24 protein-coding genes and 1 pseudogene are annotated in these 25,212 nt (G+C 59.0%); 14 read left to right on the forward strand and 11 right to left on the reverse strand.

The genetic code is table 11. The annotated features are described in order from the left end of the window. On the forward strand, positions 1–1,464 hold the full coding sequence (locus ATN84_RS07280) for an NAD-dependent succinate-semialdehyde dehydrogenase (protein ID WP_068880967.1): 1,464 nt from the start codon (positions 1–3) through the stop codon (positions 1,462–1,464). Between the two features lie 15 nt (positions 1,465–1,479). Further along, positions 1,480–2,331 carry an alpha/beta hydrolase gene (locus ATN84_RS07285; RefSeq protein WP_068880968.1) on the forward strand — a complete coding sequence of 284 codons (852 nt, stop codon included), beginning with the start codon at positions 1,480–1,482 and terminating at the stop codon, positions 2,329–2,331. A 439-nt stretch (positions 2,332–2,770) separates the two neighbouring features. On the opposite strand, the gene ATN84_RS07290 is transcribed toward ATN84_RS07285, so the two are convergent. Both ATN84_RS07290 and ATN84_RS07295 read right to left on the reverse strand, forming a co-directional pair. Continuing rightward, positions 2,771–3,133 carry a nuclear transport factor 2 family protein gene (locus ATN84_RS07290; RefSeq protein ID WP_068880969.1) on the reverse strand — a complete coding sequence of 121 codons (363 nt, stop codon included), beginning with the start codon at positions 3,131–3,133 and terminating at the stop codon, positions 2,771–2,773. Positions 3,134–3,295: 162 nt separating this feature from the next. Continuing rightward, a complete protein-coding gene (locus tag ATN84_RS07295; RefSeq protein ID WP_068880970.1) occupies positions 3,296–3,673 on the reverse strand; it encodes a nuclear transport factor 2 family protein in 378 nt (125 codons plus the stop codon). 70 nt (positions 3,674–3,743) lie between these two features. Between ATN84_RS07295 and ATN84_RS07300 the strand changes: the two genes are divergently transcribed. The 9 genes and pseudogenes from ATN84_RS07300 (at position 3,744) to ATN84_RS07340 (ending at position 11,628) form a co-directional block, all read left to right on the forward strand. Then, positions 3,744–4,322 (forward strand): TetR/AcrR family transcriptional regulator, encoded by a 579-nt coding sequence (locus tag ATN84_RS07300; protein ID WP_068880971.1) that lies wholly within the window; start codon positions 3,744–3,746, stop codon positions 4,320–4,322. Continuing rightward, positions 4,319–5,023 carry a hypothetical protein gene (locus tag ATN84_RS07305; protein ID WP_068880972.1) on the forward strand — a complete coding sequence of 235 codons (705 nt, stop codon included), beginning with the start codon at positions 4,319–4,321 and terminating at the stop codon, positions 5,021–5,023. Before ATN84_RS07300 ends, ATN84_RS07305 begins: the two co-directional genes overlap by 4 nt. Before the next feature lie 511 nt (positions 5,024–5,534). Then, complete coding sequence (locus tag ATN84_RS07310) at positions 5,535–6,272, forward strand: GntR family transcriptional regulator (protein WP_068880973.1); 738 nt, start codon at positions 5,535–5,537, stop codon at positions 6,270–6,272. Between the two features lie 44 nt (positions 6,273–6,316). Next, on the forward strand, positions 6,317–7,141 hold the full coding sequence (locus ATN84_RS07315; RefSeq protein ID WP_068880974.1) for an amidohydrolase family protein: 825 nt from the start codon (positions 6,317–6,319) through the stop codon (positions 7,139–7,141). Positions 7,142–7,162: 21 nt separating this feature from the next. After that, positions 7,163–8,464 (forward strand): SLC13 family permease, encoded by a 1,302-nt coding sequence (locus ATN84_RS07320; protein WP_068880975.1) that lies wholly within the window; start codon positions 7,163–7,165, stop codon positions 8,462–8,464. Between the two features lie 198 nt (positions 8,465–8,662). Further along, positions 8,663–9,784, forward strand: a complete 1,122-nt coding sequence (locus ATN84_RS07325; protein WP_068880976.1) for a Fic family protein — start codon at positions 8,663–8,665, stop codon at positions 9,782–9,784. Between the two features lie 384 nt (positions 9,785–10,168). Next, a pseudogene (locus ATN84_RS26715) lies at positions 10,169–10,407 on the forward strand (BrnT family toxin); the annotation flags it as partial. 105 nt (positions 10,408–10,512) lie between these two features. Then, entirely contained in the window at positions 10,513–10,845 is a 333-nt protein-coding gene (locus ATN84_RS26720) for a BrnA antitoxin family protein (protein ID WP_244491020.1), read from the forward strand. Positions 10,846–11,136: 291 nt separating this feature from the next. Then, entirely contained in the window at positions 11,137–11,628 is a 492-nt protein-coding gene (locus ATN84_RS07340) for a GlcG/HbpS family heme-binding protein (RefSeq protein WP_068880977.1), read from the forward strand. 272 nt (positions 11,629–11,900) lie between these two features. Here ATN84_RS07340 and ATN84_RS07345 read toward each other — a convergent pair whose 3' ends face one another. Genes ATN84_RS07345 through ATN84_RS07355 form a run of 3 tightly spaced genes read right to left on the reverse strand, consistent with a single transcriptional unit; the run spans position 11,901 to position 14,889 of the window. Further along, the gene (locus ATN84_RS07345) at positions 11,901–13,229 is read right to left on the reverse strand and encodes a TRAP transporter large permease (RefSeq protein ID WP_082766153.1); all 1,329 of its coding nucleotides are present in this window, start codon (positions 13,227–13,229) and stop codon (positions 11,901–11,903) included. A gap of 3 nt (positions 13,230–13,232) precedes the next feature. Beyond that, positions 13,233–13,811, reverse strand: a complete 579-nt coding sequence (locus ATN84_RS07350) for a TRAP transporter small permease subunit (protein WP_201026335.1) — start codon at positions 13,809–13,811, stop codon at positions 13,233–13,235. 55 nt (positions 13,812–13,866) lie between these two features. Further along, positions 13,867–14,889, reverse strand: a complete 1,023-nt coding sequence (locus ATN84_RS07355) for a TRAP transporter substrate-binding protein (protein WP_068880979.1) — start codon at positions 14,887–14,889, stop codon at positions 13,867–13,869. A 419-nt stretch (positions 14,890–15,308) separates the two neighbouring features. Here ATN84_RS07355 and ATN84_RS07360 point away from each other — a divergent pair, with 419 nt between their 5' ends. The 3 genes from ATN84_RS07360 (at position 15,309) to ATN84_RS07370 (ending at position 18,383) form a co-directional block, all read left to right on the forward strand. Further along, positions 15,309–16,508: a mandelate racemase/muconate lactonizing enzyme family protein gene (locus ATN84_RS07360; protein WP_068881062.1), complete on the forward strand. Its 1,200-nt coding sequence runs from the start codon at positions 15,309–15,311 to the stop codon at positions 16,506–16,508. Between the two features lie 13 nt (positions 16,509–16,521). After that, on the forward strand, positions 16,522–17,286 hold the full coding sequence (locus ATN84_RS07365) for an SDR family oxidoreductase (RefSeq protein WP_068880980.1): 765 nt from the start codon (positions 16,522–16,524) through the stop codon (positions 17,284–17,286). Positions 17,287–17,348: 62 nt separating this feature from the next. Further along, complete coding sequence (locus ATN84_RS07370; protein WP_068880981.1) at positions 17,349–18,383, forward strand: L-idonate 5-dehydrogenase; 1,035 nt, start codon at positions 17,349–17,351, stop codon at positions 18,381–18,383. A 125-nt stretch (positions 18,384–18,508) separates the two neighbouring features. On the opposite strand, the gene ATN84_RS07375 is transcribed toward ATN84_RS07370, so the two are convergent. The 6 genes from ATN84_RS07375 to ATN84_RS07400 all read right to left on the reverse strand — a co-directional run bounded on the left by ATN84_RS07375 (position 18,509) and on the right by ATN84_RS07400 (position 25,204). Next, entirely contained in the window at positions 18,509–19,246 is a 738-nt protein-coding gene (locus ATN84_RS07375) for a GntR family transcriptional regulator (protein ID WP_244491021.1), read from the reverse strand. 444 nt (positions 19,247–19,690) lie between these two features. Further along, the gene (locus tag ATN84_RS07380) at positions 19,691–20,470 is read right to left on the reverse strand and encodes an SDR family oxidoreductase (protein WP_068880982.1); all 780 of its coding nucleotides are present in this window, start codon (positions 20,468–20,470) and stop codon (positions 19,691–19,693) included. 10 nt (positions 20,471–20,480) lie between these two features. Next, positions 20,481–21,629, reverse strand: a complete 1,149-nt coding sequence (gene dgoD / locus ATN84_RS07385) for a galactonate dehydratase (RefSeq protein WP_068881064.1) — start codon at positions 21,627–21,629, stop codon at positions 20,481–20,483. A gap of 16 nt (positions 21,630–21,645) precedes the next feature. Beyond that, positions 21,646–23,274, reverse strand: coding sequence for a GMC family oxidoreductase (locus tag ATN84_RS07390; RefSeq protein ID WP_068880983.1), 1,629 nt, complete (start codon positions 23,272–23,274; stop codon positions 21,646–21,648). Between the two features lie 27 nt (positions 23,275–23,301). After that, on the reverse strand, positions 23,302–24,180 hold the full coding sequence (locus tag ATN84_RS07395; RefSeq protein WP_483140689.1) for an aldose 1-epimerase: 879 nt from the start codon (positions 24,178–24,180) through the stop codon (positions 23,302–23,304). A gap of 16 nt (positions 24,181–24,196) precedes the next feature. Then, positions 24,197–25,204: an ABC transporter permease gene (locus tag ATN84_RS07400; protein WP_068880985.1), complete on the reverse strand. Its 1,008-nt coding sequence runs from the start codon at positions 25,202–25,204 to the stop codon at positions 24,197–24,199. Positions 25,205–25,212: the final 8 nt, after the last annotated feature.

Genomic DNA, 25,212 nt, shown 5'->3' on the forward strand with positions numbered 1-25,212 from the left:
ATGACGTTCCATGCCAAGGTTTCCGGCTATGCCGATCCTGCCCTTCACGCCGAAGGCCTCTATATCGGCGGCAAATGGCAAAAGGGTAGCGGTATACCCGTTCTCGACCCATCGACCGGCAATCTGCTTGCCGAAGTGGCCGATGCCTCGATCGAAGATGCATTGCGTGCGATCGATGTCGCAGAGGCCGCCGCCGCCGGATGGCGCGCCACACCTGCCCGCCAACGCTCGGAGATCCTGCGCCGCTGGTTCGAGCTGATGACCCAGCATTCCGAGGAGCTTGCAACGCTTATAGCACTCGAAAACGGCAAGGCCCTGCCCGATGCACGTGGCGAAGTCGCCTATGCGGCCGAGTTCTTACGCTGGTATGCCGAAGAGGCGACGCGCATTCCGGGCGAATACCGGCACACCCCTTCCGGCTCGCACCACATCCTTGTCGACCATGAGCCGATCGGCATCGCCGTGCTCATCACACCGTGGAATTTTCCCGCCGCCATGGCGACGCGTAAGATCGGCCCGGCATTGGCAGCGGGCTGCACCGTCATCCTCAAGCCCGCATCGGAAACACCGCTCACGGCCTATGCCATGGCAAGGCTTGGCGAGGAAGCAGGCGTACCGGCCGGCGTCGTCAATGTACTGACCACCAACAATCCCGGACCTTTGATAAACGCCATGCTCGCCGATCCACGCGTCCGCAAGCTTTCGTTCACAGGCTCGACCGGCGTCGGTCGCGTGCTTCTGGCGGAAGCCGCAAAGACGGTCGTCAGTTGCTCGATGGAGCTTGGCGGCAACGCTCCTTTCATCGTCTTCGACGACGCAGATCTGAACGAAGCGCTGGACGGCGCGATGATCGCCAAGATGCGCAACGCCGGGGAAGCCTGCACCGCCGCCAACCGCTTCTACGTCCAGGCCGGCATCCACGACGCCTTCGTCGAGGGACTTACCGAACGCATGGCAACCCTGAAGATCGGCCCAGGCTACGATCCGGCAACGCAATGCGGTCCAATGATAACACGGAAGGCCGTCCAGAAGATTGACCAGCTCGTTTCGAACGCAATCGAGCTTGGCGCGCGTGCTACGACAGGCGCCGCACCGCTACCGGGTAAGGGTTATTTTTATCCGCCTACTGTTCTGGAGAACGTTCCAGTCGACGCGGCGATCGCCCAGGAGGAAATCTTCGGGCCGGTCGCCCCTGTCTACAGATTTGAAAGCGATGAGGAGGCCATCCGGCTTGCCAACGATACGGAGTATGGTCTGGCCGCCTATGTATATACACGCGACCTGAAGCGCGCCATGCGGGTAGGCAAGCGCCTCGAAACCGGTATGCTCGGCATCAACCGAGGTCTCATGTCCGACCCCGCCGCCCCGTTTGGCGGCGTAAAGCAGAGCGGCCTCGGTCGTGAAGGTGGCGTGACCGGTATTCTCGAATTCATGGAGGTAAAGTACTACGCAGTTGATTACTGATCGGAGGCACAGAGGATGACGTCACAGGACCTTTACAGAATTCGCGACTTCGTGCCGGATTTCGACGCCATCGCCAGCGAGTTCGCCGAGCGCAGCCGGGCCCTTTCGGCACGGACGAATGTCCAGGCGAATATACCGTACGGCGCCGGCACAAGGGAGGTCCTGGACCTTATCTTACCGGAAAGTCCGAAAGCTGGCGCCCCCTTGCATGTCTTTGTTCATGGGGGCTATTGGCGCTCCGGCGAAAAGGCCAACTATCGCTTCATCGCCGAGCCCGTTCTGGCAACTGGGGGCATCGCGGCCTTCGTCGAATACGATCTTATGCCGGGCCGCCGGCTTGCCGTTCTGGTTGATCAGGTGCGCCGGTCCGTGCTCTGGCTGCAGGCCCGCGCCAGGGAATTCGGCGCAGATCCCGCGCGGCTGACGGTCAGCGGCCATTCGGCGGGGGCACATCTTGCCTCCTTTCTCGCCGCCATAGGGCGGGACGAAATCCGCCCGCCCCAGTTGCCCGTCCTGCAGGGACTGCTCCTGCTAAGCGGCATCTATGACCTTTCGGAAATACCCTGCAGCTTCCTTCGCGAGGAGGCTGAAATGATTCCGGCCGAAGCGGCTGCGTGGTCACCCCTCACTGCAATCCAGCATCCCTGCCCGCTACGCATTCTCGCCTATGGCGCAGAGGAGACCACACCTTTTCACGAACAGGCCCTTGCGCTCCATACGCTGCTACGCTCGAAGGGGCAGACAGCAGAAATGCTGCCGGTACCCCGCCTCAATCACATGAGCGTTGTCCTCGATCTTGCCAATCCCGACGGCATACTCGGGCGACGGCTGCATGATTTCGTGGCCGGGAGTGCTGCAAGAACATGATTCAGTCATTCTGCGTCGAGCACACTGACCAGATCACACAGGTCGTAGTTTGGACTAACTGCGCGTCCAGCGGATCCCGATCCTGAGGCGATCATCACGCCGCTGCCCAATTTACAGATTTCCGCATAGGGACGCGCTACTCGCACCGAACGGTCCATTACCGTCGCAGCGGGACTATGGCTGTAATCGTGGATATCTACCTACTGATGGAAATTCAGGACTTTTGGGGTTAGGCGCTCGCTGCCAGCGCTGGGTTCATGACATTCCGGGAATGATCTCAAGATTAAGTTCCAAAGCGAGCACACGAGCGTAAGGGCAGCCTGGGACGAGCCGCGGAAGATCTGGCTTGACCAAGCATCGTCATCGGAAAAAAATCAGCGACTAGCTTTATCTGCTTCGGGCCGACAGAAGCCTTTGGGCACGTTTACGCCGTCCGACATTAGCCTTTCACGTAGCCCAGTCCCTCGACGATCTTTCCATCGCGAACGCGCATGACGTTAACGCCTCGGGTCCGGTCCTTTTCGCCTTCGCCCCAGCGAAGCTGCCAGCGGATGATCCCGCGATCCTCGCTTGCCCAGATCTCTTCTGCTTTGAAGACGAGGTCGGCGGACGAAGCCACTCCCTTCCAGAAAGTGAGGCAAGCCTCGCGTCCTTCGTAGCGGGCTCCATCCGGAGCCGGGGCCGTATTTTCGAGAACACAACCCTCGCCGATGAGGTCATCGAGGTCCTCGGGGCGATGCATCTCAAATGCGTTGTGGAAGCGTTCCAGGATTTCGCGGGTAACTTTGCTGTCACTGGTCATTTTCTCACCTCATTAAACAATGGAGCCGCTGTCGATCCCGAGCGTGTGGCCGATGACGAACAAGGCTCCGGTTGAATAAGAAGAACACCGGCACCTGAGACTCTTGCCTGCCTTGCCACTCTCCATACGAATGACATGAGTGACGGAGCCACCCACGGCCGGTCATTCGGGCAATGGCACCGACTCACCAGGTGTTTTGGCATAGGCAAGGGCCTCGACGATCCGGCCGTCCTGGACACGGATCAGGCTGACGCCGCGGACCGAGCCGCCGTCGCCGAAGTGGAAGCGCCAGCGGATGCTGGCGCGGTCGCCCATGACGAAAGTGTCTTCCACCTCGAAGCGGTTGACGTGGTCGGCCGCCATGGCCTGCCAGAACGCCAGGTTGACATCGTAGCCTTCGTAGCGCGTGCCGTCCGGCGCCGGCTGGATCGACTCCATGACGCAATCCGGCGCGACCAGGTCCTCGAAGGCAGCAGGATCGTGTTGCTCAAACGCCTGGTTGAACCGGCGGATGACTTCGGCTGTTTCTCTCGATTGCATGACATTTCTCCAATACAGAAAGGTCTGTCTACTTCTTGCACTATACAGACCTGTCTGTTAGAGTCAACCCATGAAGCAAAGAACGTATGAAAATCCATCTGAAGCCGGGTCCGCGCGCCGCCGTTTGCTCGACACCGCGACACGGCTTTTCTATGACGCGGGCATCCATGCTGTCGGCATCGACCGGATCATCGCGGAGGCGGGCGTCGCCAAGGCGACCTTCTACAATCACTTTCCGTCGAAGGATCACCTCGTCGTCGCCTATCTCGAAGAGATAGACCGGCTCGGGCGCGCGGCCGTGGCGGCGCTTCCCAAGCAGCCTCCTCGGAAAATGATCTCGGCCATCATGGAGCGCATCAGCGAAGCCGTGGTCGCCGGAGGTTGGCGGGGATGTCCGTTCCTCAACGCAGCCGCCGAATACCCCGATCCGGCCAGCCCTGTGCGCCAGGCGATCAATGCGCGCCGCCTGTGGTATCACGACAGCCTCCAGAGCCTTCTTGCAGAAGACGGCGACCCAACGCCTTCCGTCACCGCTTCTCTCCTCGTCGCGGTTTCGGACGGCCTGATGGAAAGTGCCTATCTGGATAATGCCGATAGCGTCCCCGCCCTTGTCGGCGAGGCGGTGGCCAGACTGCTGGACCGCCGATGAGTGCCGCTCGCCGCCCAAGCAGCACCGGTCTGCGCCAGTTCCTGGATCTCCAGCAGCAGCACGACTGGATGGAAGGCAAGACGACCTTGCGCGACACCGACAAGCGCGCGGAGTCCCTGGAACTGCGTTTCAAATATGTTCCGCGGTTTGAGAAGCTGCTGCGCCGGCCGCAGGCGCCAGAGGTTTTCAGGATTCTACGGTGCTACGGGCGCGACTGCATCCCGATTCCCCGCCGAACCGAGCGGCACTACTGGTCGGTTTCCTGTCTGCCCTCGACCCCCGGCAAGGCGCTGGTTCGCGTCAATGCAAGCTGGATGGAGCTTTTCTCGCTCTATGCGGACGGCGAGGGCATCCGCGCGCTATTCGTGGTGCATCTTTCCGATTTCACTACCGACCATTCACTCGATCACGACCAAGTGGACGAAGCTTTTCTTGAGCGCTGCGTCGTGACGCCGGAAGACGTCGCCTATTTCTTCCCCCGAGGCGAGGACATTTTCGGCATCAAGGTCCGTGGTTCCTCCTCGATCGGAAAATTCCTCGCGGCGGGCCGAGCGTTGCGGGCCATCCGGGCGTTCAACCTGACGCACATGAACCGGGGCCGGAACGCCTATCAGGCGAGCCATTGCTACAGCCTCGCGGATCACATGCTGAATGAAGAGGAACGCGGAATATCGCCCCGGGAAATCGGCGACCCTCGGTGAAGGCAAGCACAACTGGAAACGGACAGATGAGCGTTCGGCGTTTCCATCCCGAGAAAGACCTCTCCGCAATCATTTCGCTATTCCGTGATGACCCCAGGGTCCAGCCTCAATCACATGAGCGTTGTCCTCGATCCTGCAAATCCCGACGGCATACTCGGGCGACGGCTGCATGAATTCGTGATCGTGAGTGCTAAAAAAATATGATTCAGTCATTCGCCGAACACAGCGGCAAACGAGCCACTCATTTTGGGATGGAATCCTCGTCGGCGAACGACAGGGCGTGAACAGCTGTTGCTCTAACTCGAAACGGCCAACTTGCCGTCAAGCCGGTGGGCAGCGCCAAAGACGCGGCACCTTGATCTCACAACCGCACGGGCAAGCAGGACGATCGACGGTCAATCTGATTTCTCGCCGCTCCCGACCAACCACGAGCAAGTTCTACACAGAACTACTTGACTCATGCACTTCCGCCGCATAAGCCTCGTCGTCAGGAGAATACGGAGGAGTCATCATGAAGTCTGTTGACGCGCCTGGAATAGATACGCGGCTGCCCGCCTATCTGCAGCTGCGCGACCGCCTGGCAGCCCGGATCGGCAATGGCGAATGGGGGCTCGAAACAGCACTTCCTTCCGAGAATATCCTTTCAGCGGAAACCGGCCTTTCGGTTGGCACGGTGCGCAAAGCCATGCAGATGCTGGTCGATGAAGGCCTCCTGGAGCGCCGGCGTGGCTCAGGCACCTATCTGCGCACGCCCGCCTTCAACGCCTCGCTCTTCCGCTTTTTCAGCGTGCAGATGCCCGAAGGGCAAGGGACCATTCCGACGAGCCGTATCCTGTCCCGCCGTGTCGAGAAAGCGCCGGCTCCCGCCGCAGCGCTCTTCGGGGAAGCCGACGCCATTCATGTGGATCGCCTCCGCGGGGACTCCGAGCGCGTCCTCATGACCGAGGACATCTGGTTGCGGCAATCAAGCTTCAGGGGTTTTGACACGCTGCCGGCAAGCAATGTCGGTCCCCTCCTCTATCCGCTCTTTCTCGAACGTTTTGGCGTCTTCATTTCGCGCGCCATTGACGAAGTGAGTTTTTCAACCGCCGAGGCCGTGATCGCCGGGCGATTGGGCATCGACGAAGGCGCTCCGATCGCCGTGATCGAACGCACCGCCTACTCGGCCGATGGCCGCCCGGTCGAGTGGCGCGTCGCGCGCGGCTCCGCCAGCTGGTTTCGCTATCGCAGCCATGTCGGACCGGCATGACCCGCGAATAGCGCAATATTGACCTTAAGGAATTCCTGCCAGTCATGATGAGAGAACCGACCTCCCCGGTCACCGGCGTCGATACCCATGCCCATATCTTCACGCGCGCGCTACCGATGGAGGCCGGACGCCGTTATACCCCTGGTTACGACGCGCTGGTGACGGATTACCTTGCCCATCTCGACGCACATGGCCTGTCCCATGGCGTGTTGATCCAGCCGAGTTTCCTCGGCACCGACAATTCCTTCATCAAGGAGGCTATCGCCGCCCATCCGGATCGGCTGCGCGGTGTCGCTGTCGTCGCTCGCGACGTCAGCGATTGCGAACTCGACAGCCTCGTAACTTCAGGGTTTGCCGGAATCCGGCTCAATCTCGTCGGCAAGGAGCTCGAAGATTACGGCGAGCCAGAATGGCAGGCTTTCTTTGCAAAGCTTGCTTCGCGTGGCCTGCAGGTGGAAATCCAACGCCGTTTCGAGGATTTTCCCGCCTTTGTACCAGCTATCTTGGCCTCGGGCGTCACCATCGTGATCGACCATTTCGGCTTGCCCGTCGGCGGCGTTGATCCTGAAAAACCGGAACATGCGGCATTTCTCGAGCTGCTGCCGGCCAAGGAGCTCTGGGTGAAGCTATCCGCCACCTATCGCAGTGCGATGACGCGTTCGCAGGCGAAGACAAGCCTGGCGCTGCTGCGCCAGGCGGCCGGAGGGATCGACCGGATGATCTGGGGCAGCGACTGGCCGCATACCCAATACGAAGAAAACACCGATTACGACGCGCAATTCTCAATGACCGGAACGCTCTTCCCAGCTGCCGAGGAGAGACGGCAGGTGCTCGTCGGCAATGCTGCCTGGCTCTTCGGCATCGCCTGAGCCCGGCCAAGGAGGAAACAAATGAGTCTCGTCGTGGTTTTGGCGATCGTCACCGCGATCGCCCTTGGGTATCTTACCCGTATCAATATCGGCCTTTTCGCCATCGCCTTCGCCTACATCATCGGCTGTTTCTTCATGGGCATGAAGCCGGGCGAGATTATCGAGCTATGGCCGTTGAAGATTTTCTTTGTGATCTTTTCCGTCTGCCTGTTCTATTCCTTCGCCATGATCAACGGCACGCTGGAAAAGATGGCGGAGCATATGCTCTACCGCTGCCGCAAGGTACCTTATCTGCTACCCTATGCGGTTTTTCTGGCATCCACACTGATCGCCGCCATGGGCGCGGGTTATTACACCGTGCTCGCTTTCATGGCGCCGCTGACATTGATCCTGTGCCAGCGCACGAGCATGGGCCTCATCATCGGCGGTCTGTCCGTCAATTATGGCGCGCTCTGCGGGGCTAATTTTGTTTCCAGCCAGAGCGGCATCATTTTTCGTGGCCTGATGGTCAATGCCGGCATCAGTGAGAGCCAGGCTTTCATCGACGCTTTCGCGATCTTCGCCGCCACCTTCGCACTGCCACTGATCGTCATCAGCCTGTTCGTGCTGTTCTCGAAGCGCGGAACCGGCAGTGACACCACAGCCGACATCGCCGCCATGCAAGCACCCGGCCCCTTCACCGGACAGCAGCGCACAACGCTTCTCCTGACCCTTACCATGATGGCGATTGTGCTGGCCGCGCCGCTTGCCACGCTGCTCCTGCCGGGCAACGCGACCGCCCGCTTCATCAATTCCAAGATCGATATTGGCCTCATTGCCGGCGTTTTTTCCGTTATCGCCCTTTTCCTGAAACTCGGCGACGAGAAAAAGGCCATTGCCTCGCTGCCATGGGCGACGCTGATCATGATCTGCGGCATGGGCATGCTGATCTCGGTCGCCATCAAGGCTGGCACCATCGACCAGCTTTCGCACTGGATCGGCGGTAACATTCCGGCTCTGCTGGTGCCGATCATTCTGGGCGTCGTCGCGGGGATCATGTCGCTGTTCGCCAGCACGCTCGGTGTCGTCACCCCGGCCCTCTTCCCCGCGGTGCCGGCGCTGGCAAGCACACTTTCCATCGATCCGATGCTGATGTTCGTCGCTATCGTGCTTGGTTCGCAAGCGACTTCCATCTCACCATTTTCCTCCGGCGGCAGCCTCATCCTCGGCTCCGCCCCCGACGAGACCCGCGCTTCGCTCTTTCCCCAGCTTTTGCTGCGCGCGGCGCCTATCGGCTTTGTGGCGGCTTTGCTGGCGAACCTTGCATTGGCCTTCATCTTCTGACGATCCAGCGTGTTGGCGTGCATCTTGCCGGAGAGGATGTACTGCCGACATCTGCCCTCACCAACATGGTCTTTTGCAGGCGATTTAAATCACTGTCCGACCCCGACCCCTCCCGGCTGTTTCACGTGAGCGATAGAAAAACTTGCTATTGCTCACAAATTGCAGATAAATGAGTTATAGAAAGGCGCCCTATAACTCATGATTTGGAACTGGCAACAGGCCAATTGGCCGGAACTCACCTATGACGCGGCAAAGATCGAACCGCTTGAAAAGCAATTTCTGTTGCGCTCGGGCGAATTTATCGGTGCATACAGACATATCCGGCCGGACGAGCAGGATATGCTGCGTATCGATCTGATCAGCGATGAAGCATTAAAGACCTCGGAGATCGAGGGCGAAATGCTCAATCGCGACAGCTTGCAGTCCTCTCTTCGCAATCAGTTCGGCCTTGGTTCGGACAATCAGCGCATCCCGCCAAAGGAACGGGGCATTTCGGAGATGATGGTCGATCTCTATCGGGGCTTTGCCGATCCGCTTACCCATGAATCGCTTTTTGCCTGGCACAGAATGGTCATGGCCGGAGAGCGCCGGATTGAGACGATCGGCGCCTACCGCACCCATAGTGGCCCGATGCAGGTTGTCTCGGGCGGTATCGGCCAACTCAAAATTCACTTTGAAGCACCGCTCTCCAGAGAGGTGCCGGCGGAGATGGACAGATATGTCGCTTGGTTCAACAAATCGGCGCCGGATGGGGAAGCACCGCTATCGCCGTTGATCCGCAGCGGTATGGCGCATATCTTTTTCGAGAGTATCCATCCTTTCGAGGATGGCAATGGCCGGATCGGTCGGGCGCTGTCCGAAAAGGCATTGGCGCAAGGTCTCGGTCAGCCCAGCCTGATCTCACTTGCCTATACGATCGAGCGGAACCGCAAGCGCTATTACGACATGCTGGAAGCCAGCAATAAAGACACAGAGATTACCGACTGGCTTGTCTATTTTGCGCAGACTGTTCTTGAGGCCCAGCAAACCACCATGCGCCGCGTCGATTTTTATATCGCGAAGGCGCGCTTGTATGAGCGGGTTGGTAATCACTTCAATGAACGGCAGGCGAAAGCCATTGCGCGCATGTTCCGCGAGGGGATCAACGGCTTCAAGGGTGGGCTAAGCGCCGAGAACTATATCAGCATCACCAAGGCTTCACGGGCGACCGCTACGCGTGACCTGCACGAGTTGGTTGAGATCGGCGTTCTCACCAGAAGCGGGGAGCGCCGCTATACGCGCTACCACCTCAATATTGAGACGAATAAAGGTGAAGCATAGTCTCTTCTAACACCGATTGTAACGGTGAGATTGACTACAACAGTCGTAGTTCTTCAATTGCATCATATTCCTCGATTTCGCTTAGCGCAAACCTTATCAATTTTTTGCCACACCTTTACTTAGACCATATCTTTTCTATCTCATTGATTTTGTCGGTAGATTGCCTCCAAGGACTCAAATCGACCACAATCTATCGGCCGAGACATGATTCATGGACAAGAACAAAACGAGAGCTCAGATAGAGAAATGGCATCAAATTAAAGCGATCTCCAGATGTTGTGGATCACTGCATATCAATCTTAAATTGTGGTTGTAGATAATCGACCTCATTTTCGTACACGAATATTGCCGATGGATTTTATTTTCCGTGCACGAAAAAACCTCATGAAGATTGTATGGGACGAACCGAAACGCTTAGCAAACCTTGTGAAGCACAACCTCGACTTTGCGGAGCTCACAATTGATTTCTTTGATAGCTCCACCATCTGTCCCGCCAAAGAGGGCGGGAAATGGCAATCGGTGAATTCAAAGGGCAGGTTGTTATTGCGGTAGTTTTCAGAGCAGTCGGGTCGGAAGCAATCTCGGTAATATCGATGCGCCCGGCTCGGAAAGACGAAAGGAAGCGCACTATGGGTAAGAATTGGCCTAGCTTTGTGACGAAAGACCTTGGCACATCGGAGGCGGACGAGGCGGAAGTCCTGCGCCGGCGGGAAGTATATAATCGGGAAATGCGGGCAATCATCGCGGCAGGCGGCGTGCATCAGGACAACGACGGCTGGTGGGTGGACGACACTACCGGCGAACTGATTGGCCCTGATCCTGAAATTGAGCGCCCGCGTATAGAAGTTGAATTGAAAAGGGCGCGCCCTTTCCGCGAAGCGCACCCCGATTTTGCGGCTAGTATAGACAGGGCGCGGAAAGCTCGCGGTCGTCCTCGCGTCGAGGCGCCAAAGGAGGCGGTCACTCTAAGGCTCGATCCAGAAATGCTGAAACGCTTCAAAGTCGCCGGTAAGAACTGGCGCACCAAGATGGCGGAAATTTTGGATCACGCAAAGCTATAGCCAGACTCGACTCCTGAAAAGATCATTGCTCTATTGAGGATATCCGCTACGCTCGAAAGCGGAGCGATGGTGGCCAACCTTTCCCAAGTAAGCGAGCGGACAGGTCGTTGACGCGACCTGTGTCTCCCGCGTCAAGGGCGACTAATGCGGCAGCCTATAAGATAGCACCCGAAAAGAGGCCGCGGATTGCCTGAACCGTTGCTAGCGCGGGTAAGCCTAAGCAGTGTGGACGGATCTGATCAAGTGGGACGTTCGTGCGTATTATTTTTATGAAAAATAGGAGAAGATTTCATGAATTTTGGATCAAAAACCATTTATACAGCATTCGTACTTGTTTCTCTTACAGCGAGGGCAGGCGCTGATGTGGTTTCCGAGAACCAGGTGTCCGCAAAAGATGCTGTCCAAGCGGCGCAGGCAGCCGTCGATAAATGCCGAAGCGATGGATACGATGTGTCGGCGGCGGTCGTTGATAAATCCGGAAATATCAAAGCGTTCATCCGGGCCGACGGTGCCAGCCCGCACACGATCGATTCGAGTCGCAAAAAGGCATATACGGCGATTTCGCTCCGGCGCCCGACTTCGTTCTATGCAAAGCTGATTCAGGAAAACCCGGAAAACGCGGCGCTCAAAGACATGAATGACAGCATTCTTATCCTTGGCGGTGGTCTGCCGATCGAGATGAATGGTGAACCTGTGGGGGGGATCGGTGTCGGCGGTGCGCCGGGAGCGCAGTTCGATGAAGCCTGTGCTGCCGCTGGAATCTCAGCGATTACAGCCAAATAAGTAGTCCATCTCGACCTTTATCACGGAAATGTTTGCGGCCGGGTGCAGTTCACCCGGCACTTTTTCGCGCTATCAGGCCATACACCATGCACGGGGCGGCCGGGCAGCGCCGAAACGTGAACCGGGCGTATCCACGGGTAGCGTGGCAATAATGACCAAAGTGATGCGAAGCCGCCTCCCCGAGCAGTTCGCGGTAGCCGGCGCCCCGGAGTCAAATCACATCGTAATGCTCATCAAGTCGACATTTATAACTGCCTTGGATTGGGGGGTTATCATCGGCCGGTGATTCCGGGGAACGCGATCAGCAGACCAACCGCCAGCATCTGAAGCGCAATGAACGGCAACAGGGCCTTGAAGATCACGCCCAGCGTTATGCCGGGGGGGGCAACGGATTTCAGGTAAAACGCAGCTGGTCCGAAGGGCGGGGACAGGAACGAGATCTGCATATTCATGCAAAACAGCACGCCGAACCAGACCGGATCCATACCGAGCGATTTGATGATGGGCACGAAGATGGGCATTGTCAGGAGAGCAATTCCCACCCAATCGAGAAAGGCGCCGAGCACGAAGAGGATCAACATCATGACGAGCACGATGATCGTCGGGTTATCGGAGATGCCGGTGATCAGGCCGGACACGAAATTCACGCCGCCCATTAGATTATAGACGCCTACGATCGCGGTGGCGCCAATGCCGATCCAGACGATCATGCCGACGGTCGCGAGCGTCTGCATAGCCGCATCACGCAGGAGCTTGTAGGAGAACTCACCGCGCAGGATCGTCGAAAGGATGACACCGCCGACGCCGATCGCCGAAGCTTCAGTCACGGAGGCGATGCCGCCGTAGATCGATCCGAGGACGACGAAGACGACCAGGATCGGCAGCGCAAGCCCTTTCAGCAGCCGGAGCTTCTCGGCTGTCGGGATCGGATCGCTATTGACGGGAGGAACCACCTTGGGCGTGAAATAGGCTCGCGCCAGTATGTACAGGACATAGAACATCGCCAGCATGAAGCCGGGCATGAAAGCGGCCGTGAACAGATCCCCGATCGAAACATTCGCGGTCAAGCCGTATATGATGAGAACGATCGACGGCGGTATCATCGTGCCCAGTGAGCCGCCGGCACAGACGACGCCGATCGCGAGATTCCGATCATAGCCCTGGCGCAGCATCTGCGGCAGGGCAATGAGGCCGAGCAGTACGATCTCGCCGCCGATGATGCCGCTCATCGCCGCGAGGATGACGGAGACGAAAACTGTCTGAACGGCGACGCCTCCACGGATGCGTCCGGCGAAAAGCTTCATCGCGTCGAAGAGATCACGCGCGATGCCCGAGCGATCCAGGATCGCCGCCATCAGCACGAACATGGGCACCGAGACGAACACAAAGTTCATGACAAAGGAGTAGACGCGGCTGGTGATCAGCGGGATCGACATCGGGCCGAACCAGCCCAGCGCGAAAATGAGCGCTACCAGCAATGTCACGAATGCGAGCGGCATGCCGGTCAGCAACAGCCCCACCATCGTGACGAACATGAGGACCGTACCCCAGCCAATGCCAAGCGCCTGGAGGTTGATGCTGAAATCCAGGAAGTCGGTCATCGATCAGTCTTTCACGCTGCGCCTGGCGTAGTTCACAGCCAGGATCAGGAACTGGAGAACGAGCAGAACCATCGTGACCAGAATGAAGATCTTGATGAGAGCGGGTGTTGGAGGGCTCCAGGCGCTGCCGGTCGTTTCCAACCGGATCTCGCCGGAGGGGGTGAGGACGGCGCGTCTGACCATGTGATAGGCGGCATAGGCGAAGAACCCGCTCGCAAGCGCGCTAACAAGCGAGATCAGGACATCGGCGACGCGGCGTATCCGCGGGGGAAAAGCATCGTAAAGCAGGGCGACCCGGATATGAGTGTTCCGGGATGTGCAATAGAGGCCGCCGAAGACGAAGGCCGCGCCGCAGAGAAAGACCGTCGCTTCGTGCGCCCAGATCGTTGGACTGTTCAGGACGTACCGAAGGAAGACTTCCATGAGCAGGATGGCCGCGGCAAGGACGATACCGGCTGCAAAGATGTAACTCACCTTGTCGACGATGCGTCCCATGAGGCCGGCTTCCGGCGCCATGGAACCGGCCCCTTCGGCCATCAACGCCGAATCTGTCTCCGAGACTGTCGGTGGGGTGTTTGTCATACCTCTCTCCCTCGGCATGTTAAAATGGCGATCTCCGAAGAGACCGCCACATATGCTACTGGAGCATGCCTTTTCCCTTGAGATAGGCCGTCAGCGTGTCGAAGACCTTTTGCGCCATGGGGGAACTTTTTGCAACACGCTCCCATTCGGCCACGGCAATTTTGCGGAACTTGGCGCGCTCTTCGTCCGACCAGTTGTGGATCGTGATGGAGCCGTCGGCCTTTGCCTCTTCGAGCGCCTTCTGGTCAGCGGCCTTGAGACCCTTGATCTGCGCCTGCTGGGCTTCCTTCACGGTTTCTTCCAGCATTTTCTTGATATCGTCGGGCAGCGCGTCCCACTTTTCCTTGTTCATCGATACTTCAACAAGCGGCAGGGAGTGGAAGCCCGGATAGACGGGATGGGGCGCGACCTTGTTGAGGCCCTGCTGCTGATTGACCGAGAACACCGAATAATCAGCAGCATCGACGACGCCCTTATCAAGGGATGTATAGACTTCCGAAGCCGGCAAGTTGACCGGTGCGGCGCCCGCGGCCGCAAACACGTTGGCGATCGGACCTTCGGGTGAACGGACCTTCACACCCTTGAGGTCGTCCACGCCGTCCAGTGGAACGCGCGATACGAAGGCTTCCAGGCCCGGCGTGGTGACGCCGATGAAGTGCAGCCCGTAAGAGCCGAGCAGTTCCTGCATGATTTCCTTGCCGCCACCATTTTCGACAAAATCGACCATCTGGGCAGGATCGGACCAGGCACCGACCGGATTGGAGATGAGGCCGAAGGCGGGGTCCTTGCCGGCCCAATACGAGGAATCGCAGATCTGTCCGTCCAGAATGCCGCCGGCCACCGCATCGAGGGTCTCGTTATACTCCACCACGGAGCCGACCGGGAGAAGCTCGATCTTCACCTTGCCGCCAGAGCGCTCGGCCACCAGATCGGTCCAGGCCTTCTGATATTCGAAATTGGGATTGCCCGCCGGATCCGAAGACTGAAACCGGAATGAGAATTCCTGGGCAAGCGCGGTATTCGTCAGACCGATCACGGTCACGAATGCCACAGCTGTATTGAATAGAATGCGTCGCATGCTTGCTTCCTCCCTTGAATAATTGAGACTGCCGGCTCTATCGCCAGCCCTGGGCGCTACCGCCGTCATCGGCGCGAAATCGTCGCCTGGTTATAGCGGCAACCATCATTGAAAAGCCACCGCGAAACCGAAGGTCCTGGCACGAGGCATCTTGCCGGGAATATTGGATAAGGTTTAAACCGAGTCCCTGCCCCCTGGTGACATCTCCTCGGATTTGTCACCCGCGGCCTCCCGCCGGGCGCTTTGCACCGTGGCTTATTACCGCGACCTCCATTTGCGTTCTCTTACGAGGCGCACCCATAAAACATGTTGTGACATTTTACAAACTAATTTATGGCTGACCGCCGGAAATTCCGGAGTAGTCCGGCATGACGGCCGCGACCGGCGCCCGGCGCCGGTATCATGTTTTTGGAGGAACCATGAAGATCACCGCCATCAGGACCTTTCGCCTGGAAGAATTCGCCAACGTGCTGTGGGTCCACGTGGAAACAGATGCCGGCATCGTCGGCCTGGGCGAGACCTTCTATGGTGCAGGTTCGGTGGAAGCGCATATCCACGATGTTCTGGCCGGGCGGCTTCTTGGAAAGGATCCGCTGCGGATAGAGGCTCATTCGCGTGAAATGGTGAACCTGCCGATGGCGCAGTCCTCGACCGGCGCCGAATATCGTGCGGCCTCGGCGATCGACCTGGCGCTTTGGGATATTTTTGGCAAGCTGTGCAGCCAGCCCGTACACCAGATGCTGGGCGGACTGTGCCATGATCGTGTGCCGGTTTACAATACCTGCGCAGGCTATGGCTATGTGCGCTCCAACAAGATCAAACCTGTCGATACATGGAATCTCGGCACGTCCGATGGTCCTTATGAGGATCTCAACGGCTTCATGACGGATGCCGGGGCGATTGCCGAAAGCTTGCTGGAGCAGGGGATAACGGGGATGAAAATCTGGCCGTTCGACCCTCCCGCCATTGAAAACGATGGCCGTTTCATTACCGCCGAACAGATGCGGCGAGCGATTGCGCCGTTCGAGAAAATCCGCAAGGCCGTTGGCGACAGGATGCAGATCATGGTCGAATTCCACTGCCTGTGGAACCTTCCGACCATGAAGAGAATTGCCCGCGAACTGGAGGCATTCGAGCCGACCTGGTATGAAGATCCGATCCGGATGAATTCGGTCTCCGCCCTCAAGGAACTGGCCGCATCCACCGCCGTGCCGATCTGCGCCTCTGAAACGCTCGGTTCGCGGTTCCCCTACAAGGATATGCTGGAAGCTGGGGCGATCGGCGTGGTGATGACCGATCTGGTCTGGACGGGCGGACTGACCGAAGGTCGGAAAATCGCCGCCCTGGCAGATACCTACCACCGCCCCTATGCGCCGCATGACTGCACGGGTCCGGTTGCCTATGTCGCCGCGGTCCATTCATCGCTGTCGCAACCCAACACCCTGATCCAGGAATCCGTGCGGGCGTTCTACACGGGCTGGTACAAGGAACTGGTGACCGAGCTTCCGCGCATCGTGGACGGCCATGTACTGCCCATGGAAGGGCCGGGGCTTGGCACGGAATTGCTGCCTCAAGTGTTTGAGCGGCAAGATCTCTCCACCCGTCTGTCCACCCTTTGAAAGGCACTGATTCATGAGCAATCCATTCGACCTTTCCGGACGCACTGCCCTCGTCACTGGTTCGTCGCGCGGCCTTGGCCGCGCCATTGCCGAGGGCTTGGCAGGCGCCGGGGCCCGCATCATCCTCAATGGGATCAATTCCAGACGTCTCGAGGACGCCGCCACCGAGATGCGTGCGGCAGGATATGACGTGCTGACCGCTGTCTTTGACGTGACGGACGAGGCCGCAATCGTTTCCGCATTCGCAAGCTTCGATGCCGACAACATCAGTGTCGATATTCTCGTGAACAATGCCGGCATGCAGTTTCGCAAGCCGATGGTGGAACTGGCGACCGCCGACTGGCAGCGCGTCATCGACACCAATCTCACCAGCGCCTTCGTGATCGGGCGCGAAGCGGCGCGCCGCATGATGACGCGTGGGCAGGGAAAGATCATCAACATCGGATCGCTGACAAGCGAACTGGCACGGGCGACTGTGGCGCCCTATACCGTTGCCAAGGGCGGCATCAAGATGCTGACCAAGGCCATGGCCGCAGAATGGGGCGAACATGGTATTCAGGCCAACGCCATCGGTCCTGGCTACATGGTTACCGACATGAACGAGGCGCTAATCTCCAATCCGCAGTTCGACAGCTGGGTGAAAACACGTACTCCGGCCCGGCGCTGGGGTCGGCCTGAGGAACTGGCCGGCACCGCCGTCTATCTCGCCTCCTCGGCTGCGGATTATGTGAATGGCCAGATCATTTATGTCGATGGCGGGATGATCTCGGTTCTGTAGAGCGTTTCAGGAAAAGCGTGCGACGCTTCGGACGCGGCGTTGAAATCAAAAGGAGAATGGCCATGCCTGCTGTCATGATCTACGCGGCTGGAGACCTGCGGGTCGAAGCGTCAAGCCGCATGCCCCCCGGCCCCGGACGGGTTGAAGTCTCAATCGGCGCCGGTGGCATTTGCGGGTCCGATATCCATTATTATCGCCATGGCGGCTTCGGCACGATCCGTATTCGCGAACCCATGGCGCTCGGCCACGAAATTTCCGGCACGGTCACCGCGCTGGGCGAAGGCGTGTCGAATCTGGCCATTGGAACGCGCGTGGCGGTCAATCCCAGCCAACCTTGCGGGCAGTGCGTCTATTGCCAGCGGGGCATGCGCAATGAATGCCTTGATATGCGTTTCATGGGCAGCGCCATGCGTTTTCCCCATGTGCAGGGCGGCTTTCGCAGCCATGTGGTTGTTGAGGCCGCACAAGCGGTGCCGATCGCCGAAACCTTGTCGCTGGCGGAAGCGGCCATGGCGGAACCGCTTGCGGTCTGCCTCCATGCCATCCAGCGCGCCCCGTCACTGATGGGCAAGCGTGTCCTCGTCACGGGATGTGGTCCGATCGGAGCGCTCACGATCCTGGCCGCGCGTTTTGCCGGTGCGGCCGAGGTGGTGGTAACGGATATCGCGCCTTTCCCGCTCGCCAAAGCCATGGAGGTTGGCGCAACACGCGGGATCAACACGGCGGAGGAGCCCGAGGCGCTTGACCCCGAGAAGGCGGAAAAGGGCCAGTTCGACGTGGTGTTCGAAGCGTCAGGAGCCGAGCAGGCGGCCCGTCTGGCGCTCGATGTGCTAAGGCCCGGCGGCACGTTCGTTCAGCTCGGTCTTGGCGGCGATATGAACCTGCCCATCAATATCATGGTGACCAAGGAAATCGCCTATGTCGGAAGCTTCCGCTTCGACAGCGAGTTTGCCTTGGCTGTCCAATTGCTCGGCAAGGGGCTCATCGACGTCAAGCCGTTAATCACCGCTACGCTGCCAGCCGAGCAAGCGGTGGATGCCTTCGAGCTTGCCACCGACCGTTCTCGCTCCATGAAGACACAGCTTTCTTTCACCTGATCGGGGACCGGACCGTCAATTGACGACTGTGGTCGGAGCGGCGAAGCCGTTGCGCTCACCGCGAATGGAAATCGTGCCTTCGCTGAAGACAGCGGAGCCCGCTCCATCCTCAATCGTCGCGCCTGTCAATCCCTGTGCGGATCGCTGAGCGGCTGGATACTGGCATCCAGCAGGCTCGGATCGATTCTCGCCTCCAGATCATCGAACATGTCGTCGACGAAGGCGATGAGCGCATCGGATGCCTGCAATGCCGCCTCGACATGCCGGTTGGAGACAGCCTCAAGCACGGCAAGATGCACATCGATCGTTGACTTGAGGTCGGCGCTGCCTGGCATCTGGCGATGGTAGAGCCAGCCGGTGCGCCGAAAGATCGTGTGTAGCGGGCGCAAGGTGTGTTCGACGAACGGTTCGCCCGCCGCCGTCATCATCAGTGTGTCGATGCGACGATCGATCTCGTTGAATTCATTTATCTCCATCTCGCTCCTGCGCTCGCGCAGCGCCCGGATGAGGTGCAACATCTGATTTCTGTGCGAGGCGCTGGAGCGTTGCGCCGCCAGTTCGATGACGAAGCGCTCGACGTCCTTGCGCAGGCTCAGCAACAGCCGCTCGCGCGACAGGTCGATAGGCGCGATCCGTAAGCCATGCCGGGGCCGCACGACAATAAGCGTGTCGTGCGCCAGCCGGTTGACTGCATGGTGGATCGGCGTGCGTCCGAGACCCGTCAGGTTCTGGAGGTCCAACATCGAAAGCTCGCTACCGGGCAGCAGCTCACATTTGACGATCAGATCCTCAATCCGCTCGTAGGCAAGCTGGAAGAAATTGACGCGGTTGGTCCGGTCCGACCGCCGCTGCCTGTCCCCAATCTGCTTTCGCGCCTCAACAGGCTTGATCTCTTTTACCGCCACTGCTTCCCTCCCTTTCAGCCAGGACCTACATCTACTCTCGTGAGGCATCCGAGAAACGTCCTGGCATTTTTCAAGAGAATGTTTCTGATGATCCAATCTCTTGATTGGGCACCGTTGTGTCTTCCGCCATTCAGTGCGGCTCGTAAGCTGCACTTGCTTTGGCAACTGCGCCCTGGCCGCTTCTCCTCCCAGCCTGCCTATAGCTGTATAATAGCAAACTTACTGTGGGCAACGATGCGGAAGCGATGCTGAGAATTTTAGTCGAACCCGGCTTCGACGCATAGCGTCACCAGGCCCAAACCGCTGATGCTCCGAAGGGCCGATCGCCGTGCAGCCGATCTCAACGATCAAGCCTTCCAGCAGCGACCTGGAATACCTTCGGACCTTCGATTTCGAGCTTGATCAGGCCGGATGCTGCTGGACGCTCAGGCCGCCGTCGACCGTCAGACAGGTTGCATTCATGAACGGGCATTCGTCTGAGATCATGAACACCGCGGCCATTGCGATCTCTTCCGGTGAGGCAATTCGCCCGCCGGGATGCAGCTTCATTGTCTCGGCTTTGGCAGCCTCAGGGTCGGGGAAACTGTTCCAGTAGTCGATCACCTTCTGGGTGGCCACGTAGCCGGGTGCCAGCGCATTTACCCGGATGTTCTTCGACGCGTACTCAAGGCCGAGCGACTTTGTCATTCCCAGAAGCGCATGTTTTGCGAGCGGATAAGGGAACGTGTGGGGAATGATCGTGAAAGCGTGGGTCGATGCGATGTTGAGGATGACGCCGCCGCCGGCCTCGATCATGCCAGGAAGTACGGCCTTGCAGCAGTTCCAAGCGCCCTTGAGATTAATGTCGAAGCAGCGGTTCCATTCCTCGTCACCGGTTTCGAGGGGCTCGGCAAAAACATTGACGCCGGCATTGTTGACGAGCGCGTTGATCGGCCCGATCTCGCCGGCGGATTGATCAACAGCGGAGGCGATCGCTTTCGCATCGGTGATATCTGCCGCGAGCCAGCCGAGTTTGCCACCATTTTCCCGCAAGGCTCTAGCCTCGCGCTCCAGCAGCCCGGCATCGCGATCAACCAGGAACACCGCCGCCCCTTCACGAAGAAAAGCCTTTGCGATCGCAAGACCAATCCCCTGCGCAGCGCCCGTCACGAATATTCGCTTACCCCAAAGCCGCCCGGTCATCGCGCTCTCCCTACCACTCGGCGAAACTGCCATCGGCATGGCGCCAGATGGGGTTACGCCAGCGGTGCCCTTCCTTCGCCCGCTCAAGCACATAGGCCTCGTCGATTTCGATACCGAGGCCTGGGCCCTGCGGAATGCTGACGAAACCGTCGGCGTATTGAAACACGTCTTTATTGCAGATGTAGTCGAGAATATCGTTGGTCTGGTTGTAATGGATGCCCAGGCTCTGCTCCTGAATGAAGGCATTGTAGGACACGGCATCGACCTGCAGGCAGGCTGCGAGCGCTATCGGTCCGAGCGGGCAATGAGGCGCGAGCGCTATGTCATAGGCTTCGGCCATGGCGGCAATCTTTCGGCATTCGGTAATGCCGCCGGCGTGGGAGAGGTCTGGCTGGATGATGTCGACATAGCCGCCTTCGAAGACCGACTTGAAATCCCAGCGGGAATAAAGCCGCTCGCCAAGCGCGATCGGCGTCGAGCAGTGGTTGGCAATCTCCTTGAGCGCCTCCTTGTTCTCCGAAAGCACAGGCTCCTCGATGAACATCAGCTTGTATGGCTCGAGTTCCTTCGCCAGCACCTTGGCCATTGGCCTATGAACCCGACCGTGGAAATCGACGCCGATGCCAATATGCGGTCCAACCGCTTCACGGATGAGGGCGATCGTCTCGACCGCCTTCTCCACCTTTTCATTGGTGTCGACGATCTGCATCTCCTCGCAACCGTTGAGCTTGATCGCCTGGAATCCTCTCGCCACAACGTCCCTCGCGTTGCGCGCAACATCAGAGGGGCGGTCGCCGCCGATCCAGGAATAAACCTTGATCCGATCGCGCAGTTGACCCCCAAGCAGCGAATGCACAGGCTGGCCGAGCGCCTTGCCCTTGATGTCCCATAGTGCCTGGTCGATACCCGCGAGGGCCGACATGTGGACCGCGCCACCGCGATAGAAACCGCCACGATAAAGAACCGTCCAGTGATCCTCAATCAGGAAGGGATCCTTGCCGATCAGGTAATCCGACATCTCCTGGACGGCGGCTTCGACCGTCAGCGCGCGACCTTCCACGACCGGCTCGCCCCAGCCGGCAATGCCTTCGTCAGTTTCGATCTTCAGGAACAGCCAGCGCGGCGGGACGATATAAGTGGTGAGTTTGGTAATTTTCATGGCGGCTTTGTTCCGGTCACGCGAGAATGAGGTCGGCCGCCTTGCCGGCGGCGGCAAGAACGGCGGCATTGGTGTTGCCGCTGACGATGGTCGGCATCAAAGACGCGTCGATGACACGAAGGCCGTGCGTCCCCCGAACCTTCAGCGCGGGATCGAGAACCGCCTCGGGATCGTCATCGTGGCCCATCTTGCAGGTGCCGACGGGATGATAGCCAGTCTTGACCGTCCGTTTGCAATGTGCGGCGATCGCCTCGTCACTCGTCACCTCCGCGCCCGGGAAGATTTCCTTGTCGATCAGATCGCGCATTGGCGAAGCGGCAAGCACCGTGCGAGCAAAACGGAAACCTGCCATCGTCAATCTCAGGTCGTCCGGGTGATCAAATATCTGTGTATCGACGATCGGATCAGCGAACGGGTCGTTTGATGCCAGCATCACCGACCCCCGTGCCTTTGGCCTCAACAACAGCGAATTGATCGTCACACCGTCTGCCGGCTCGCTTCCCATCACGTCGCGGTCGAGGTAGACGGTCGGCACGCAGAACATCTGAATGGTCGGCCGCTCTTGGTGGCCATCCGGATCGTAGAAGGCACAGCTCTCAACCCCGGTGGTCGAGACCGGGCCGGACTTGAACATCAGATACTGCAGGCCTGCCTTGATCATCGGCCAGCCGCGATCCTGCTTGTAATAGCCGAAAGATCCCTGGGTCGTCGCGACCACCGGGCATTCGTAGTGGTCCTGGAGGTTCTTGCCGACGCCGGACAGCGCCACCTTGGTCTTGATGCCGTGTCTCGTTAGCTCATCCTCCGGACCAATGCCGGAAAGCATCATCAGCTTTGGTGTCTGATAGGCGCCGGCGGCCAGGATCACTTCGGCTCCAGCCAAAGCCGTCTTGGGTGAGCCGTTGAGAACATAGTCGACTCCGACGGCGCGATCGCCGTCCATTCGGATGGCTGTCACCGTCGCTCCGGTCCTGATCGTTAACCGTGGGTCCTTCATCACTGGCGCGAGAAAGGCATTGACCGCGCTGGAGCGCTTACGCGTCCGCCAGTCGATCGTGTGCTGCATGAAGCCGACGCCGAACTGCTCGGCGCCGTTGAAATCCGGATTATAGGGAATACCCATCTCCTGCAGCGTCTTTACATAGGTACGGGTCATCGGGCTCGTATGACTAAGATGTGAGATCTTCAGCGGTCCACCGACCCCATGATATTCGCCGGCCAGATGATCGTTGTCCTCCTGCGCCTTGAAGTAGGGAAGGAGGTCACCATAGGACCAGGAGCCATCGTTCTTCGAGCCCGGAGCCGTCACAAGCGCGTTCCAGAGATCAAAATCGGCCGCCTGTCCGCGCATATAGACCATGGCGTTGACCGTGCTGCCGCCACCGAGGACCCTGCCCTGCGGCACGATTGGCCCGCGCCCGTCAAGCTGCGGCTGCGGTTTGGTCTTGTGCATGACGAGATAGATATCCTTCGCCAGAAACTTCATGTAGCCGGCGGGAAAATGCATGATCGGATTGGCCTTGGCCGGGCCTCGTTCCAGAAGAAGCACACGCGCACGGCCATCGGCAACAAGGCGAGCCGCGACCACGCAGGCCGAACTGCCGCCACCGACGATGATGTAGTCGAAACGACCTTCTTCAGACATTTCCTCTCCTGACGGACATGCGTGCGCTCATAGGCCCTGCGGCCGAAGCCGGATACTGCCCGACAATTGCTGACCGGGCTGAAGAATTCGAAGTCCGCCGAGATCCGGCAGGTTTTGGCCGTTTGCCAGATGCGACATCGGCTCGAAGCAGAAATAATCGCGCTTGAACTGCGGATCGAAGATCGTGTCCGAGACAAAAACGAAGGCATGCCGGAACAGTGGATCAGCGGTCAAACGAAGCTGCATGCCTCGTTCGGGCCAGGCGATTATTGCCTCACCGGACCAATCCTCAAAGCCGTTATTGACCCAGCGATGTGGCAGCGGCGAAGGCCTGCTGAAGTCGAGATCATTCGGAATGTCTGTCGCTTCACCCGGCAACCATCCCTCGACCTCGGTCCAGAATTTTCGCGCCGGCGCAAATAGTGTCGTCCGCGATGTCATCGGGAAATAGGGATGCCAGCCGAGGCCGAAGGGAAGCGACGTCTCGCCCATATTTTCGACCGAAAGCGTCAGGAGCAATTCGTCGCCCGTTAGCGAAAAGGTCTGGGCTGCACGATAGACGTAAGGCGTATGTCCGCCGGAATGCACGAAACTGATCACAATCCGATCATCCCGGCGCTCATCGACAGACCATTGCGACTGCCAGCCGTCGCCATGCAGATAGTGCGGATCCCAAGCCGTGTTAGGGCTAAGGGTATAGTACCGCCCCTCGAATTCGAACTGGTTGTTCTTGACGCGGTTCCCGAATGGAACGAGCGGATAGCAGGACGACGACAACGCATCCGCATCATCAGGAGCTGGCCGCAATAACGGCACCCGACCTTCCAAGCCTTCTTTCCAGAAGCCGAGGATCAATCCCCCCGCGGCGGATACCCGCAGCGAAAGGGAGCCGGATTTCAACTCCATGACCGACATTCCAACATCACCCCTTGTTGCGCGACAGGCTTCGCTTGATCGCCTGGATATTGGCGAGCACGGCGATGACGATGATCAGGCCACGGACGACCTGCTGGAAGAATGGATTGATGCCGAGCAGGACAAGGCCATTGCCGATCAGGGTGATGACGAGAACACCGAGAAGGGTGCCGAGCATGGAGCCCCGCCCCCCGGAGAGGGACGTGCCGCCGACCACGACCGCGGCGATCACATCGAATTCCAGCCCGTTGGCGGCCGTCGCATTGCCCGAGCCAAGACGCGAGACCAGAAGGATGCCCGATATCGCCGCCATGGCGCCGCCGATCGCAAAAAGCGCGACCCGGATGCGCGATACGTTGATGCCGCTCAGGAAAGCGGCGTGAGCATTGCCGCCTATGGCGAAGACCGAGCGTCCGAACGCCGTCTTGCGGCTGACGAAGGCGAAGATCGCAAACAACACCAGCATGATGATGGCGGCTGGCGGGATGCCGAAGACGGACCTGTCGAGCGCGTCCAGCATGTCGTTGCGGCCGATCGAGACAGGAAGCGCATCGGTCACGAACAATGCGGTGCCGCGAAGCGCGCTCCACATGCCGAGTGTCGCGACGAAGGACGGCACGTCGAAATAGGCGCGCAACACGCCGGAGACGGAACCGAGCAATGCGCCGAGCGCGATGGCCAGAATGAACGCGGCGGGTGTGGGCACGCCCCATTGCAGAAGGAAGGCAAGCTCTACGGAGATGAAGGCGACCATCGGTCCGACGCTGACGTCGATCTCGCCTGCGATAATGATGAGCGTAACCGCCCAGGCGGCAATGCCGATCGTCGCTGCGTCGCGCAGAATGTTGACCTGATTGTTGAACGACACGAAGCCGGGCGCGGACGACGCGAAGATCACGTAGAGCACGACGATAGCAAAGAACAGGCTCAGCTCATTCATGTGCTGCGAAAAGGCGAAGCCCGACTTTTGAGCCTCCTCGGAAACCGCCGGCTTGGCAGCATGATCGAGCGACATATTCCGTC

The organism is Paramesorhizobium deserti (assembly GCF_001558695.1).
GTDB lineage: Bacteria > Pseudomonadota > Alphaproteobacteria > Rhizobiales > Rhizobiaceae > Paramesorhizobium > Paramesorhizobium deserti.

Excerpts from the sequence above, each read along its gene's own strand:
- ATN84_RS07280 (WP_068880967.1), top strand. The coding sequence starts at position 1 with ATGACGTTCCATGCCAAGGTTTCCGGCTATGCCGATCCTGCCCTTCAC.
- ATN84_RS07285 (WP_068880968.1), top strand. The coding sequence starts at position 1,480 with ATGACGTCACAGGACCTTTACAGAATTCGCGACTTCGTGCCGGATTTC.
- ATN84_RS07290 (WP_068880969.1), bottom strand. The coding sequence starts at position 3,133 with ATGACCAGTGACAGCAAAGTTACCCGCGAAATCCTGGAACGCTTCCAC.
- ATN84_RS07295 (WP_068880970.1), bottom strand. The coding sequence starts at position 3,673 with ATGCAATCGAGAGAAACAGCCGAAGTCATCCGCCGGTTCAACCAGGCG.
- ATN84_RS07300 (WP_068880971.1), top strand. The coding sequence starts at position 3,744 with ATGAAGCAAAGAACGTATGAAAATCCATCTGAAGCCGGGTCCGCGCGC.
- ATN84_RS07305 (WP_068880972.1), top strand. The coding sequence starts at position 4,319 with ATGAGTGCCGCTCGCCGCCCAAGCAGCACCGGTCTGCGCCAGTTCCTG.
- ATN84_RS07310 (WP_068880973.1), top strand. The coding sequence starts at position 5,535 with ATGAAGTCTGTTGACGCGCCTGGAATAGATACGCGGCTGCCCGCCTAT.
- ATN84_RS07315 (WP_068880974.1), top strand. The coding sequence starts at position 6,317 with ATGATGAGAGAACCGACCTCCCCGGTCACCGGCGTCGATACCCATGCC.
- ATN84_RS07320 (WP_068880975.1), top strand. The coding sequence starts at position 7,163 with ATGAGTCTCGTCGTGGTTTTGGCGATCGTCACCGCGATCGCCCTTGGG.
- ATN84_RS07325 (WP_068880976.1), top strand. The coding sequence starts at position 8,663 with ATGATTTGGAACTGGCAACAGGCCAATTGGCCGGAACTCACCTATGAC.
- ATN84_RS26720 (WP_244491020.1), top strand. The coding sequence starts at position 10,513 with ATGCGGGCAATCATCGCGGCAGGCGGCGTGCATCAGGACAACGACGGC.
- ATN84_RS07340 (WP_068880977.1), top strand. The coding sequence starts at position 11,137 with ATGAATTTTGGATCAAAAACCATTTATACAGCATTCGTACTTGTTTCT.
- ATN84_RS07345 (WP_082766153.1), bottom strand. The coding sequence starts at position 13,229 with ATGACCGACTTCCTGGATTTCAGCATCAACCTCCAGGCGCTTGGCATT.
- ATN84_RS07350 (WP_201026335.1), bottom strand. The coding sequence starts at position 13,811 with ATGACAAACACCCCACCGACAGTCTCGGAGACAGATTCGGCGTTGATG.
- ATN84_RS07355 (WP_068880979.1), bottom strand. The coding sequence starts at position 14,889 with ATGCGACGCATTCTATTCAATACAGCTGTGGCATTCGTGACCGTGATC.
- ATN84_RS07360 (WP_068881062.1), top strand. The coding sequence starts at position 15,309 with ATGAAGATCACCGCCATCAGGACCTTTCGCCTGGAAGAATTCGCCAAC.
- ATN84_RS07365 (WP_068880980.1), top strand. The coding sequence starts at position 16,522 with ATGAGCAATCCATTCGACCTTTCCGGACGCACTGCCCTCGTCACTGGT.
- ATN84_RS07370 (WP_068880981.1), top strand. The coding sequence starts at position 17,349 with ATGCCTGCTGTCATGATCTACGCGGCTGGAGACCTGCGGGTCGAAGCG.
- ATN84_RS07380 (WP_068880982.1), bottom strand. The coding sequence starts at position 20,470 with ATGACCGGGCGGCTTTGGGGTAAGCGAATATTCGTGACGGGCGCTGCG.
- dgoD (WP_068881064.1), bottom strand. The coding sequence starts at position 21,629 with ATGAAAATTACCAAACTCACCACTTATATCGTCCCGCCGCGCTGGCTG.
- ATN84_RS07390 (WP_068880983.1), bottom strand. The coding sequence starts at position 23,274 with ATGTCTGAAGAAGGTCGTTTCGACTACATCATCGTCGGTGGCGGCAGT.
- ATN84_RS07395 (WP_483140689.1), bottom strand. The coding sequence starts at position 24,180 with ATGGAGTTGAAATCCGGCTCCCTTTCGCTGCGGGTATCCGCCGCGGGG.
- ATN84_RS07400 (WP_068880985.1), bottom strand. The coding sequence starts at position 25,204 with ATGTCGCTCGATCATGCTGCCAAGCCGGCGGTTTCCGAGGAGGCTCAA.